At 64.2% G+C, this 14,289-nt stretch carries 10 protein-coding genes; 9 read left to right on the forward strand and 1 reads right to left on the reverse strand.

Features of this window, described 5'->3' with window-relative positions:
- Positions 1 to 500: 500 nt before the first annotated feature.
- From GBB14_RS05465 to GBB14_RS05500, 8 genes are all read left to right on the forward strand, one after another.
- A complete protein-coding gene (locus tag GBB14_RS05465) occupies positions 501 to 1,529 on the forward strand; it encodes a zinc-dependent alcohol dehydrogenase (protein ID WP_151529355.1) in 1,029 nt (342 codons plus the stop codon).
- A gap of 778 nt (positions 1,530 to 2,307) precedes the next feature.
- Positions 2,308 to 3,261: an ATP-binding cassette domain-containing protein gene (locus GBB14_RS05470; RefSeq protein WP_151529356.1), complete on the forward strand. Its 954-nt coding sequence runs from the start codon at positions 2,308 to 2,310 to the stop codon at positions 3,259 to 3,261.
- Entirely contained in the window at positions 3,262 to 5,325 is a 2,064-nt protein-coding gene (locus GBB14_RS05475) for a YhgE/Pip domain-containing protein (RefSeq protein ID WP_151529357.1), read from the forward strand.
- A 185-nt stretch (positions 5,326 to 5,510) separates the two neighbouring features.
- On the forward strand, positions 5,511 to 7,607 hold the full coding sequence (locus GBB14_RS05480; RefSeq protein WP_151529358.1) for a prolyl oligopeptidase family protein: 2,097 nt from the start codon (positions 5,511 to 5,513) through the stop codon (positions 7,605 to 7,607).
- A gap of 11 nt (positions 7,608 to 7,618) precedes the next feature.
- Positions 7,619 to 8,992 carry a M1 family metallopeptidase gene (locus tag GBB14_RS05485; protein WP_151529359.1) on the forward strand — a complete coding sequence of 458 codons (1,374 nt, stop codon included), beginning with the start codon at positions 7,619 to 7,621 and terminating at the stop codon, positions 8,990 to 8,992.
- 10 nt (positions 8,993 to 9,002) lie between these two features.
- A complete protein-coding gene (locus tag GBB14_RS05490) occupies positions 9,003 to 10,220 on the forward strand; it encodes a hypothetical protein (RefSeq protein WP_151529360.1) in 1,218 nt (405 codons plus the stop codon).
- 83 nt (positions 10,221 to 10,303) lie between these two features.
- Entirely contained in the window at positions 10,304 to 10,891 is a 588-nt protein-coding gene (locus GBB14_RS05495; protein ID WP_225976594.1) for a DoxX family protein, read from the forward strand.
- A 210-nt stretch (positions 10,892 to 11,101) separates the two neighbouring features.
- Positions 11,102 to 11,866: an IclR family transcriptional regulator gene (locus GBB14_RS05500; protein WP_151529361.1), complete on the forward strand. Its 765-nt coding sequence runs from the start codon at positions 11,102 to 11,104 to the stop codon at positions 11,864 to 11,866.
- Between the two features lie 13 nt (positions 11,867 to 11,879).
- Here the strand turns inward: GBB14_RS05500 and GBB14_RS05505 are convergent, their stop codons facing one another.
- Positions 11,880 to 12,932, reverse strand: a complete 1,053-nt coding sequence (locus GBB14_RS05505; protein WP_151529362.1) for an NAD(P)-dependent alcohol dehydrogenase — start codon at positions 12,930 to 12,932, stop codon at positions 11,880 to 11,882.
- 125 nt (positions 12,933 to 13,057) lie between these two features.
- On the opposite strand from GBB14_RS05505, the gene GBB14_RS05510 reads away from it, so the two are divergent.
- On the forward strand, positions 13,058 to 14,254 hold the full coding sequence (locus tag GBB14_RS05510; protein WP_151529363.1) for a CbrC family protein: 1,197 nt from the start codon (positions 13,058 to 13,060) through the stop codon (positions 14,252 to 14,254).
- The last annotated feature ends 35 nt before the right edge of the window (positions 14,255 to 14,289 follow it).

Below are 14,289 nucleotides of genomic sequence, written 5' to 3' on the forward strand. Positions count from 1 at the left end.
ACGAGCACCTTTCCATTACTCTGTCGGAGTGCGTGTGCCGCTTGGAGCTTCTTACGCTCTGCCTGCGCATATTCGCCTTGCGAATCTGTTTTCCAGCGTCGTGCGGCTTTCTTCCCGCCTCTGCACCTCTTGCCACCTAGGCAGCCAGTTTCGCTCACTCCTCTCGCCGTGGCGGATGCGCCGCCGTCCGCGAGACGCCCCGGCCACGAATGCGACCGGCCGCCTCCGCCCCTCCCGCCGCACGGGGGTACCACACGGGGGTGGCCAACCTGAGAAGCATAGCTAAGGGCACCCTTCGCAGACTTTGCTAACGTAGCCATGTTCAGCAAGGACCACTTAATGAAAATTGGCACAGTCAAGCATTCCTGAGAATCAAGCAATAGTCATTCACAGTTATGGCAGACACACTGCCCCCAGTGGTTTGGTGGACCTCACACCCCGCCGAGGCCAGCACCAATGCCCCTCGACCACGCGAACCCTACCCCCAAGGAGTGGTTGATATGTCCGATACATTCACCGCCGCAGTAGCCACCGAGTTTGGCCCCAACCTCACCATCAGCGAAATCGATCTACCCACCCCAGGCCGCAATCAGGCACTGGTAAAGCTACACACCTCCGGCATTTGCCACACCGACCTCCACGCCGCAGAAGGCGACTGGCCAGTCAAGCCCGGCCTGCCCTTCGTTCCCGGCCATGAGGGCGTGGGCGAAGTAGTCGCCCTCGGCGAGGGCGATCACGCCGATATTGAGGTCGGCTCCATGGTGGGCAATGTGTGGCTATGGTCCGCCTGCGGCACCTGCGAGTTCTGTCGCACCGGCCGCGAAACCTACTGCCCCAATGCCGAGTACGGCGGCTACACCGTCGACGGCTCCTTCGGCCAGTACATGCTGGTCGATACCCGCTACTGCGCCCGCATCCCCGAGGGCGCCGATCTCCTCGAGGTGGCACCCGTGCTCTGCGCCGGCGTCACGGTGTACAAGGGACTGAAGGAAACCGAAACCCGCCCCGGCCAGTTCGTGGTGATCTCCGGCGTGGGCGGCCTGGGCCATATCGCCGTCCAGTACGCGGTCGCGATGGGCATGCGCGTGATTGCGGTCGATATTGCGGAGGACAAGCTGGAGCTAGCGACAAAGCACGGCGCCGAGTTCACCGTCAATGCCCGCGAGACAGACCCCGGCGAGGCCGTACTGGACTACACCAAGGGTGGCGCGCACGGCGTGCTCGTCACCGCCGTGCATGAGGCGGCCTTCGGCCAAGCCATTCACATGGCGCGCAAGGGCGGCACTATCGTCTTCAACGGCCTGCCCCCGGGAGACTTCCCCGCCCCGATCTTCGACATCGTATTCAAGGGCCTGACCATCCGCGGCTCCCTCGTGGGCACCCGCCAAGACCTCGCGGAAGCACTCGACTTCTACGCCCGCGGCTACATTCACCCGACCGTGAGCGAGTGCAGTCTCGAGGACGTCAACGACGTCTTTGAGAAGCTGCGCCACGGCGGCGTCGACGGCCGCATGGCCATCCGCTACTAACGATCCCCCCTCGGCACAACGCCGAACTAGGAGGTGGGCGTCGACAAGCGCACAGAGATGCGCATCGACTCCCACCTCCTCCATGTAGCCCCAGACCACCATCACCCCCAGGCCGTGTGGGCATAATCACAAACGGGCATATGCTTGCCGAACGGGCGCCAGAGGGCAATTAGTCACACTAAGTGGAACACCCCCTTTCGGATGAAGATAGAGCCGCCCGCTTGAACCGCCTCCCATAATCGGTTCACCCACCTCCCTTGCACTCCCAGCTCACTCCCTTTTCCTACCCCCATTGCCCACATCATGACACAGTCGGGCGTGGGTTCTATCTTTGTGTCAGCTACGCCGAACAATGAGCCGCGTTGCAGGTAGATGCCACTTTATGGCTAGAATCAAAGACTCATTAAGGAACTTAAGCTACACCCGTTGCGTTAAGGGTTGTGGATACTACGGCGCGGATACTGCGAGGCACGCGAGGGATGAATCCTCTCGACACGGAGTCATCCTCGTGCCAGCAGCGCCGGTCCTGCTGCGATAAGCGCAGCAGCCCGTGGCGCCCCTCGCCGCCGTGGTTGTCCGCCCATAGCTACGTGCGTGCCGGCAGAATTAACGATATGCACCACGGCTGAGGCCTCCATGGCTTCCGGCGGCGCCGCATCCGGCAGCCACCGCGGAGAGAGAGCGCAGCGCCGTGGCGACGTATCACCCACCCGAAGTGCCGGGCGCAGACACACTGGCGTTGAAGCCAGTCAGGGATACACAGTGCTGAGGAGAGAGCATGTCAGACAGGGAGACCCACACACAGAGCGAGGAACCCGCGGATAACACCCGCCAGATCCACGCTGTACCCACCAGCGCTGCCACAGACGCCACCGCGCCCCCTAGCCAAGCGGAGACCGACGATGCCTATGTGCTCGTGGCCGATGGACTGTCCGTGGTGGGCGAGGAAGGGCCGGTATTTGGGCCCATTGACCTGCGTGTGCCCGATAATACCCTCGTGTTTCTCTCCGGCCGGGGCGGCTCGGGCCGTACCGCGCTCGCCCTCACCTTGGCGGGACGGATGAAGCCCACCGACGGCACTCTCACTGTCTTCGGCCACGACCAGCTCAAAGATATTCGCGATACCGTCGCCATTGCTGGGGTGGACGCTATTGATGCCCTCGACCGCGATGTGCGGGTGCGCGATGTGCTTACCGACCACCGCGCGTGGTGCCATGGCTGGTTCGGCTGGGTGCCCAAAGCCGATGACGCCTACCGCGAGGAAATCCTGTCGAAGGTCTATGGCAGCCGTTCGCTGCCGGATCTGAACCAATATGTCAGCCAGATCCCCGCACTGGATCGCATCCTCATCCGCATCGGTATGGCCCTGCACCCCGCCCACGATGAGAAGATTCGCCTGCTCATCCTAGACGATCTCGAGCAGGTGCGGGAGCTCAGCGACCGCGCCATTCTGCTCAGCGTGCTCAACCGCCTCTCCACGGAGATGACCGTGCTGGTGAACTCCGTGAATCCGCCGAGCGCGGCAACGCTGCCGGGCTCGCAGGTGATCGAGCTCTTCACCGACCGCGGGCACATCGCCCCCGAGAGCAGCGGCGCCACCGACCAGCACCTCGAGGACCTGCTGGCGCGCTGGACCGCGCTGCGCCAGGGCGATCATCCTCAACCGCGCCACGCCAAGAGCGATACAGCGTCAACCACCACCGAGCCCACTACCACCAAGGAGGAGCAGTAAATGCTTGCCACATTGCATATCGGCAGCGAGCTTCGCCGCTTCGGGCGAGCCAAGCTGGGCAAGATCGCCATCGTGGCCATCTGCCTGCTTCCGCTGCTCTACTCCACGCTCTATCTGTGGAGCTTCTGGGATCCCTTCGGCCGTCTCGACCGCATGCCCGTCGCCCTCGTCAATGAGGACGCCGGCGCCGAGGTCGATGGCCAGCGTATCGACGCCGGCAAGCAGATCGAAGAGGGCCTGCTCGAGGATCAGTCCTTGGACTGGATCACCGTGACCGAACAGGACGCCCTCGAGGGCGTGAAAACCGGCGAATACTACTTTGCGGTGACCCTGCCGGAGAACTTCTCCCAGGCAGTGGCCTCTCCAACCTCCGAGAATCCGGAGAAGGCCCGCATTGTCACGCACTACAATGACGCCAATGGCTGGCTCTCCACGCTCATCGGCCAAAACGCCATGCGCCAAGTGCTCGCCGTGGTCTCCGACAAAATCGGCACCGAGGCCGTGGATAAGCTGCTGGTGGGCGTGGTCAACGCCAGCGAGGGCATTCAGCGGGCCGCCGATGGCGCCGCCCAACTGGATGATGGCGCCACCAAGCTCGACTCTGGGCTGGGCAAGATCCAGCAGGGCGCCGGCGATCTCGTCTCCGGCCTCGAGCGCAATAAGGAAGGCACCACCCAGTTGGTCGAGGGCACCGGTCGGCTTCGTGAAGGCGCCGATAAGCTGCAGGCCGGCTCGGGCGAGCTCGCCAATGGCACGGAGCGCCTGGTAGAGGGCACCAACCAGCTCAGTGGCGGGATCGACCAAGCCATCGGCAAACTCCAGAGCCTCACCGGCGAGGTGCACCACTATCACGCCACCGCCAGCGAAGCCTCCGAGCTCCAGGGCTCCCTCGCCCAGGATCTGCGCGATCTCGCCGCGGCGATCCGCCAGATCCCCGACCCGCTGGCGCAGCAGACCGCCGGCCAGGTGGATCATATTGCGCACCGCGTGGACACCGAAGGTGTCGGCCCCCACTCCCCGCTGAAGCAGGATCTCGACCGGATCAATGGCATTGCCGCGGACATCGACCAGGGCAATCTACCCGGGAAACTCGGCGAGCTCGTGGGCGGTGTCAATCAGCTCAATGACGGCGCCCAGGCCCTCAACGATGGCGCCCACCGCCTCAACGCCGGTATCGGCGAGCTCGGCTCGGGTGTCACCCGACTCGATGATGGCGCCAATAAGCTCAATGACGGCGCCACCCAGCTGCTCGACGGCGGCCGCACACTTGATTCCGCTCTCGCCGAGGCCAAGGACGGCTCCAGCAAGCTCTCCGCAGGCAGCAACGAGTTGGCCACCAAGCTCGGACAGGCCGCGGGCGAGGCCCCGGACTGGTCGCCCGATCACCGCACCACCATGGCGGAGACCATCGGCGGGCCGGTGGAGATCAACCAGTCCAACTCCGGTGGGGAGAACACCTTCGGTGCCGGTCTGGCTCCCTTCTTCTTCTCGCTGGCGCTCTACATCGGTAGCCTCGTGAGCTTCCTGCTGCTGCGCCCGCTGCAGGCCCGCGCCGTGGCCGCCGGTATCTCCCCGCTGCGCGCCGCTATCGACGGTCTGGCCCCGGCCGGCCTGATCGCCATGATCCAGGCCATCGTGGTGTCGACCGCCACCGTGTTGGCGGTGCCGCTGGAACCGGCCACATTCTTCGGCCTCACCGTGTTCATGATGCTCACCGCGCTGGTCTTTGCCGCGATGAACCAAGTGCTCATCGTTCTCCTTGGTTCCGGCCCAGGCCGGGTGGCCAGTATGGCGCTGCTCATGGTGCAACTCTTGGGTTCCGGCGGGCTCTACCCCGTGGAAACGGAACCGGATTTCTGGAGTTGGATCCACCCCTTCTTGCCCATGACCTACACCGTCAACGGCTTCCGCCAGACGCTCTACGGCGACTTCGACGGCCGCATGCTGCAAGCAGTGATCGCGCTCTGCCTCTTCCTCACGCTCTTCCTCGTAGGTACCGCCCTCGGTGCCCGGCGCGATAGAACGTGGACCATGAAGAAGCTGCATCCGCCCATCGATTTCTAATCATCCCCCAGCTCAGCACCGCCGCGGCCCCTCTGCCGCGGCGGTGCTTTTGTGCTGCGGGGTGACGTCGATAAGCGCCAGCAAAAGAACCGCCGAGTTTAACTCCCACCACCAGCCAGAAAACTGCCAATGAGCTGCACTAACACTGGTGCACTGGGGGTATCATCCGTATAATCGGCGGCACTATGAGCACTACCGCACCAGCACAAACGCCGCCGCCAAGCGAGCTTGAAATTATCGGCTCCCCCACGGCCCTTGGGTGGGCGCAGGAGTGGACGGCCTCCACCATCGACAGCATCGATAGCCAAGGCGGCCACCGCACCGCCCTGCAGCAGCGGCTGCGCGCGGCTCTCGATACCGATGCGCGGGTGCCCTATGTGACTCGGCGCGGCGACTACCTCTATAACTTTTGGCGCGATAGCAAGCATCCGCGGGGGCTGTGGCGACGCACCCGCTATGAGTCCTATTGCAGCGAGGCGCCGGAGTGGGAGATCCTGCTCGACGTGGACGCCCTCGCCGCGGCCGATGGGGAAAGCTGGGTGTGGAAGGGCGCGCATGTGCGCGAACCGGAGTGCGACCGGGCCCTGCTGCGGCTTTCCCGCGGCGGCAGTGACGCCACCGTGATCCGCGAGTTCGACATCACTAGCTGCAGCTTCGTGGAGGATACGCCTTTTACTCTGCCGGAGGATAAATCCGATGTGTCGTGGGAGAGCCTCGATACCCTCATCCTCGGCACCAATGTGGGCGAGAACTCCCTCACGGAGTCTGGCTACCCAGCGCGGGTGTATCGCTGGCACCGCGGCACCGACCCGCGCGAGGCCGAGCTGCTGTTCAGCGGCGAGCGCAGCGATATCGCCTCCGGCGGGTGGGCGGATCGCACGCCCGGGTTCGAGCGAGTGCTCATTGAGCGGCGGCTGGATATGTTCACCGCCGAGAATTACCTGCTGCGCGGCTCGGAGCCGGTGCGCATTGAGGTGCCGGTGGATTGCGAGATTATCGTTCACCGCGACCAGATCTTCCTGCTCCCCCGCACGGAAGTCCACGGGGTGCCCGCCGGCGGCGTGGGAGTGGCCGACTGCGAGAGCTTTGTGGCGGATCCCGCGAACACCACGGTGCAGGTGATCTTTGCCCCCACCGAGCATCAATCGCTGGAGACGCTGCACTTCACCCGCAGCTATGCGCTGATCCAGGTGCTGGAGAATGTCACCACCACCCTCTACCGCGTGCGCCTCGATGCACCGGAGGAGTGCGTGCGGGTGGCCCTGCCGGAGCTGGCGAGCACCAGCGTCGTGGCTACCGCACCGCTCTCGGAGGACCCAGAGATCGGCGAGGAAGTATGGCTCTACTCCTCCAGCTTCACCACCCCGGATAGGCTGCTGCGCGCCGATGCCCGCGACCCGGAGAGTTTCTCCACGGTGGTCAAAAGCGCGCCCGAGCAATTCGATGCCTCCGGGATGAGCACCCGGCAGTACTGGGCCACCTCCGCCGATGGCACCAAGATTCCCTACTTCCTCACCGGCCGCCTGCACGAGGACGGCACCACCCCCACCCCGAAGCCCTGTGTGGTGCACGCCTATGGCGGTTTCGAGATTTCCCTCCTGCCCTACTACTCCGCGGTGAACGGCATCGCATGGCTAGAAAAAGGGCATCTGCTGGTGCAGGCGAATCTGCGCGGCGGCAGCGAGTTCGGCCCGCGCTGGCACTCCCAGGCCACAAAACTGCAGCGTCGGAAGGTATTTGAGGATCATCAGGCGGTGCTCAATGATCTCGTGGAGCGCGGCATCACCACCCGCGAGCAGCTCGCGGTGCGCGGCGGCTCCAATGGTGGCCTGCTCACCGCGGTGGCCCTCACCAGCTATCCCGAGCTTCTTGGCGCGGTGGTAAGCGAGGTGCCGCTGATCGATATGCTGCGCTATCACACCCTGCTCGCGGGAGCCTCGTGGGTAGCGGAATACGGCCACCCCGATAACCCCGAAGAACGGGCAGTGATCGAAAGCTACTCGCCCTTGCAGCGCGTGGTCGCCGCTGCGGACACGACCTATCCGCCGGCGCTGATCACCACCTCCACGCGAGACGATCGGGTCCACCCCGCCCATGCGCGCTGGTTCGCCGCCGCCCTCGCCGCCGCCGGCCAGCCGGTGGACTATGTAGAAAACTCCGAAGGCGGGCACGCCGGGGCCGCCGATAATGATCAGATCGCATGGAAGCAGGCCATCGTATTTACCTGGCTGGAGCAGCAGCTCGCGGCGGCGGGCGCGGAGGCGCAGCGCTGCGCGGACTAGACTTAGCCGCGATGAGTTCCTTTACACGCCTGCGCACCACCGAGATCCCCGGCACCCGGGACCGCTACACGGGTGTGGACTTCAACCTTGGATTCCACATCCGTCACTACGACCTCGACCTGACCTATCGGGTCATGCCCAACCACCTCAGTGGCACGGCGACGCTGGATGTGCTCAGCTACCTCCCGCTGCAGCAGCTCACCCTCGACTTCGCCCGCACCCTCACCGTGCGGCGCATCACCGCCCAAGGTGTGGGCGGCGCGCAGGTGAAGGTGAAAAAGTTCCGCCACCGCGGCGATAACAAAGTGGTGGTGCTCTTCGACCGCGAGATCCCCGCGGATACCGAGTTCAGCCTGGCCATCAGCTACTCCGGCAATCCGCAGCCCATCACCTCCCGCTGGGGTGAGATCGGCTGGGAGGAAACCGATGCCGGGGCGCTCGTCGCCAGCCAGCCGCACGGCGCCCATAGCTGGTTCCCCTGCGATGACACACCCGATGAGAAGGCCCGCTACGACATTCGGATCACCGCCGATAATCCCTTCAGCGTGATCTGCACCGGGGTGCTGGTGGATACCCAGCGGAACAATTCCACCACCTCCTGGCACTACCGGGTGCAGGAACCGATGGCCACCTATCTCGCCTCGGTGCAGATCGGCGAGTTCAGCACCATCCCCCTCGGCTCCACGGCGGGCGTGCCCGTCACCGTCTATGCCCCGGCCGCCCTGCGCCAGCGGGTGCTGCATGACTTCGCCGACCAGGCCCGCATGCTCGAGTTCTACGCCGAGCTCTTCGGCCCCTACCCCTTTCCCGACTACCGGGTGGTCATCACCGCCGATCAGCTCGAAATCCCCCTCGAGGCCCATGGGCTGTCGATCTTCGGCGCCAATCACGCCGATGGCCGCAGGACTTGGGAACGCCTGATCGCCCACGAACTTTCTCACCAATGGTTCGGTAATTCCCTCGGCGTGGCGCAGTGGGACGATATTTGGCTCAACGAGGGCTTCGCCTGCTACTGCGAGTGGCTGTGGTTCGAGCACTCCACCGGCACCCCCGCCGAGCACTACGCCCGCGAGCACTATCGCGGCCTCCAGCAAAAACCGCAGGACCTGCTCCTCGCCGATCCGGGCCCGCAGCACATGTTCGACGATCGCCTCTATAAGCGCGGCGCCGTGTTTGTGCACGCCCTGCGGCTGCTGCTCGGCGATACGGACTTCTTCGCCGCGCTGCGCGACTATGCCCGCCGCGACCGCCACGGCGTGGTGGAGCCGGTGGATCTCTTCAATATTCTGCGCGCCCACCTCGCCCCCGAGCGACACGCCGAATTGGATGAGCTGCGCTCCGCCTGGCTGCTCGCCCTGCCACTTCCGCCTTTCCCCACCGCCTAGGACCACTGCCATGCGCGCGCTGTCTCTCGCCACTATTTTCGCGGCCCTCTCGGGGTTCGTGGTGGTCATCGTCGCCTCCTGGGCCCTGCCCGAGACCATCAACGCCGACTTCCAAGCCTATTGGGGTCTCTTCTTTGCACTCGCGGGGCTTATCGACGGCATCACACAGGAAACCACCCGCGCGACCTCCGCGGTGCGCGCCGGGGCCAGCCCCCGCTCGGCACGGCCGGTACGGCTGGCCGGGGTGGTGGCGCTTATCGCCGGGATCAGCATCCTCGCCACCGGCGGGGTGTGGATGGGCTTCCTGCTGCACCACCCCCATCCCGCGGCGATCGCGCTCTTTGCCATCGGCCTATCCTCTTATGTGTTCCAGGCGCTGCTCTCGGGCGTGCTCTCTGGACTCAAGCACTGGGGCGCCTATGCGTGGTTGGTAGCCATCGACTCTGGGGTGCGCATGCTGGCCGCGGCATGCGCGTGGTGGCAGGGCTGGGGTATCGGCGCCTTCCTCCTCATTACCGTCATGGGTGCCGCCACCTGGCTGCTTATCATCGCCTTCTCCCCGCAGGCCCGTGCCGCGCTCCAGGCCCCGGTCGATGTCACCTCCGCCGCTTATCGACGCGGCGTTGTCTCCGCCATGGCCGCCACTGGGGCATCGGCCGCCCTGATTACCGGCTTCCCGCCGCTGGTGCGCATCACCCACGGCACCGGGGATAGCTCCGTGGATGGCGTGAGCGTGGCCGCCATCATCATGGCGGTGCTCCTGACCCGCGCCCCGATCCTGGTGCCCACCCAACGTTTCCAGTCCGCCCTCGTGGTGTACTTCGTGGATCGGCGGGAGCGACTCCTATCCGCCCTGCTGATTCCGCTGGCCGTGGTCGGGGCTGTGGGCGTTGCCGGGGCGGGACTGGCGTGGCTTTTCGGACCGTGGATCCTCGGGCTCTTCTTGCCCGCTAGCTATGTGTTGCCCAGTTGGCTATTGGCTGTGCTCACCTTCGCCTCCGCTTGCACGGGCTCGCTGATGATCACCGGCTGTGCGGCGCTGAGTCACGAGCGCCATAGCGTGTACGTGCTCGGCTGGGTGGTGGCCACCGCCAGCGCCTTCGGTGTGCTACTGCTGCCCTTCTCGCTCACCACTGCGGTCTGCGCCGCATTGATTCTCGGCCCGCTCATCGGCATGGCGGTGCACGTCTATTCTTTGCTTGGCGCACATGTGCGGCGCGTTCATTAAATTGTATTTCCGGACGATATTCTTATTATTTTCACGTACTTCCGTGTTTTGCTGAATCAAACCTTTATGTAGGGTGTGTAGGCGTGACTGTAATTAAGGATATTTTCCAACTCATTGCCCGCATTATTCTCGGCACCGTGCTCATCGCGCATGGCTGGCAGAAAATCAACGACATCACCATCTCTGGTGTGACCGACATGTTCAGCAACTTGGGTGTGCCCAACCCTGAGCTCGCTGCCCAATTTACCTCCTACTTCGAGTTTGCTGGCGGCATCGCCATCGTGCTCGGCCTGCTGGTCCGCTTCGTCGGCCCGGTTCTCTTTGCCCTGATGGCCGGCGCCGTCTGGTTCGCCCACCGCGATGGCGGCGTGTTCGTCTCCGATGGCGGCTGGGAGCTCGCCGGTGTGATCGGCGCTGCCGGTCTGTTGCTCGCTGCTGCCGGCGCTGGTCGCGTCTCGCTGGACCACCTCCTGGTGCGCCCCTTCCGTAACCGCAAGGACGCGGCCGATGAGGAGGCTACCTCCGCCGCTTATGCCCCGGCCACCACCACGGCCACCACGGCACCCGCCGCGGGCACGACCTCCAGCTTCGATGCCGAGACCACGGCCTTCGATAGCTCGGATATCACCAACACCAACACCACCACCGGCTGGGACGAACCCAACCGCTAATGCTTCGCTGCCCCCGCGCAGCAGCACCGCCCCGACACCCTCGTGCGCGGGGCGGTTTTTCGTCTCTTAGTGCCGATATATCCTCGTGATTAGCCTCGAGAACGCAGGCTAAGCTACCGAACCGTTAGTTCCTCGGTATAGTTTTAAGGAACACCCGCATTGTGCGGCCAAGCAGCGCTAGACCCCGAGCAGAAGGAGGACGTGAAAAAAGTGAGCGAGCATACCCGACGACATTCTTCGCGGGTCCCAGCAGCCACCAACGTCCTGCGCATTCTTACGCTGCTGACCAGTATCGATGTGCCCGTCTCCGCCGCCCGCATCTACACCGAGCTGGATCTGCCACGCTCCACGGTCTATCACCTGCTCACGGTGATGGAGGATGCCGGCTATGTGGTGCGGCTGCCCGAGGAAAAGACCTATGGGCTGGGCGTGGCCGCCTATGCCATGGCCTCGGCATATACCACCCAGCAGCCGCTGGTGCGCGTCGGCGCCCGCCACGCCAAGTTCCTCGCCGAGCTCATCGGCGGCAGCGCCCATATCTCCAAACTTTCGGGCAGCGACGTGCTCTACATTTTGGAAGAGCGCAGCAAAAACGCCAATAGCTTGCTCTTCGATGCCGGGGTGCGCATTCCGGCCTTCATTACAGCCTCGGGCATGGCCATGCTCTCGCTCCGCTCAGAGCAGCAGGTCAAGGCCACCTACTCCACCTCCCCGGTGCCGAATCACATGAGCTTTCGCGAGGTGATTGAGCAACTGGCCATCATCCGTGAGCGAGGCTGGGCCGAGGAGAATGAGCGCATCGACCGCGCCCACCGCTCCTTTTCCGCCCCCATCCTGGACCACCTCGGCCAGCCGGCGGCGGCCCTCGCGGTGTCGTTCCATATCGACTGCCCGGTGGACCCCCGCGAGATCCTCGGCGAGGTACGCACCCGCGCCGAGCTAATCTCCCACACCGTCTTCGGCCACGAACATTAGCCGTGCCGGGGGTTTAGGCCTGCTCGAAGCTGGCGGTGTCGATTACGCAGCGGAACTGCACCTCGCCATTGACCACCCGCTCATAGGCCTCATCCACCTCGTGCACTGAGACCTTCTCGATGCAGGCACGAATGCCGTGCTCGGCACAAAAATCCAGCATCTCTTGGGTTTGCTTGATGCCGCCGATATTGGATCCGGCGAGCACCTTCGCCCCGCCGATAATGGAGCCGAAGTGGAGCGGCTGCTGGTTCGGCGGCAGCCCCACAACCACCATCACTCCGTGCGGCTTGAGCAGCCCGAGATAGGCATTGACGTCAATATCGGCGCTAATGGTGTTGAGGATGAAGTCGAACTCGCCGCGATGCTCTGCAAAGAATCCCTCTTCGGTGGTGGCAAGGGTGCGCTCCGCGCCTAGTTCGCGGGCCTGTTCCTGCTTGCGCAGGCTGCGCGAGAGCACCGTCACCCGCGCCCCCTTGGCAGCGGCGATCTGGACCGCCATGTGCCCCAGCCCACCGAGGCCGAGCACGGCCACGCTATCGCCTTCTTTCACGCCCCAGCGATCGATGGGGGCATAGGTGGTAATTCCCGCGCACAGCAGCGGGGCCGCGTGCGCATCATCGATGCTATCGGGGATGCGGCAAACGAAATTCTTGTTCACCACCACTTTTTGGGAGTACCCACCTTGGGTGATGCTGCCGTCCACATCCTGCGCGTTATATGTCCCCACGGCGCCATGGAGACAATCCTGCTCCTGATGGTTGCGGCACTGCTCGCACTCTCCACAGGAATTCACCATGCACCCCACGCCCACGCGCTCGCCAAGAGCGAACTCCGTAACCTCGGAACCCACCTGGGAGACCACACCGGCAATCTCGTGGCCCACCGTGAGCGGAAAGTGGGCCTCACCCCACTCATTGCGAATGGTGTGGATATCGCTATGGCAGATACCGGCCGCGGTGATATCGATCACTACATCATCGGGGCGCGGATCACGGCGCGTGATCTCGGCGATCTCGAAGGGGGAATCAGGGGCGGTCTTCTGTACGGCTTTCACACGAAATGTCATGCCGCCCACGCTACAAAACAACAGCTAGCGGTGCTGTTTTTCATTAATGCGCGCTAGTGGCAGAGCTATCGCTGGGGCGGACCCAGAACCTGCGCACACCTTCGAATTTTCTTAAGATAGTTCTTATGTTTGATTCCTCAGTCACCCTAGAAGGCAGCGTTATCACCCTGACGCCGCTGAGCACCGACCACGCAGAAATCCTCGCCAGCGCCGCCGTGGACCTGCACAAACAATACTGGTCGGGGGTGCCTGAGCAGGAGGGCATACCCGCGTATCTGGAGCGCCTCTGCGCGACGACCGATACCGGTCGTTCCCTGCCGCTGTTGGTGCGGTTGAATAGCGATAACCGCGCCGTGGGAGTCACCGGATTGACCATCGACAACCCCGATGTTCCCACCGTCACACTGAGCCACACCTGGGTCACCCGTGGCGCCCAGTCCACCCGCGTCTTCCCGGAAATCTTGGCGCTGCTGATCGCCTATAGCTTCGATACCCTTGGCGCCCAGCGCTTCTCCATGGTGGTGCCGCGCACCAATATTCAGGCCCGGCGCGCCGCGGAAAAGGCGGATCTGCGCTATGAAGGCACGCTCCGTAGTGCCTCGCGCCTGGGCGATGGCAATGTGGACGATGCCTTGGTGTACTCGGTGCTGCCCCACGAGTTCCCCTCGCTCATGGCTGGTCTGCAGTACCGCATCGATCGCCCCATCCTTCCCGATATCGCCACGGTGAGCACCCCCATCACCGAGTCTGCGGCGAAGTCCCAGGCGGCGGTGGAACCGGCTCACGAGGAACTCCCCGTCTTCCGCTACCATCCCGACCCAGTGATCACGGGCGCCATCGTGCGCAATGAGGAGGCCGAGTGCCCCTGCTGTGAACGCACGACCGGCTGGGCCTATGTGTATCGCCCCTATGCGCTGGAGCGCGTGGAGAATCTGTGCCCGTGGTGCATCGCCTCGGGTGCCGCCGCCGAGAAATACGATGCCCGCTTCGTCCCCACCGCCCCCGAGGGCATGCCGCCGGAGCGCGCGGAGGAACTCATCAAGCGCACCCCCTCCTTCGCCTCCTTCCAGGAGGAGCAGTGGCAAAGCGCGGACGGCGATGCCTGCCAGTTCCTAGGCGTGGCTACCGCCGCCCAGCTGGAGAGCCTCAGCCCCGAGGAGCGCGAAGAGTCCGGGCTGGATGAGTCCTTCTTCAAGGAGGAGTATCTGACCTGGCTGCGCGCCCAACCACGCGAGGAACTACGGGCCCACGCCGATCCCTGTGTATTCGCTTTTGCCTCCTTAAGTTCGGACAAGTTGAAGTTCTGGATGGATCACAGCTAGTTCTCAGCCCAGCCGACTAGGCTTAGGGCCGCTGA

Source organism: Corynebacterium sp. 51B (genome assembly GCF_008930785.1).
In the GTDB taxonomy this organism is placed as follows: domain Bacteria; phylum Actinomycetota; class Actinomycetes; order Mycobacteriales; family Mycobacteriaceae; genus Corynebacterium; species Corynebacterium megadyptis.

Coding starts and splice junctions, on each gene's coding strand:
- GBB14_RS05465 (WP_151529355.1), top strand. CDS start 501: ATGTCCGATACATTCACCGCCGCAGTAGCCACCGAGTTTGGCCCCAAC.
- GBB14_RS05470 (WP_151529356.1), top strand. CDS start 2,308: ATGTCAGACAGGGAGACCCACACACAGAGCGAGGAACCCGCGGATAAC.
- GBB14_RS05475 (WP_151529357.1), top strand. CDS start 3,262: ATGCTTGCCACATTGCATATCGGCAGCGAGCTTCGCCGCTTCGGGCGA.
- GBB14_RS05480 (WP_151529358.1), top strand. CDS start 5,511: ATGAGCACTACCGCACCAGCACAAACGCCGCCGCCAAGCGAGCTTGAA.
- GBB14_RS05485 (WP_151529359.1), top strand. CDS start 7,619: ATGAGTTCCTTTACACGCCTGCGCACCACCGAGATCCCCGGCACCCGG.
- GBB14_RS05490 (WP_151529360.1), top strand. CDS start 9,003: ATGCGCGCGCTGTCTCTCGCCACTATTTTCGCGGCCCTCTCGGGGTTC.
- GBB14_RS05505 (WP_151529362.1), bottom strand. CDS start 12,932: ATGACATTTCGTGTGAAAGCCGTACAGAAGACCGCCCCTGATTCCCCC.
- GBB14_RS05510 (WP_151529363.1), top strand. CDS start 13,058: ATGTTTGATTCCTCAGTCACCCTAGAAGGCAGCGTTATCACCCTGACG.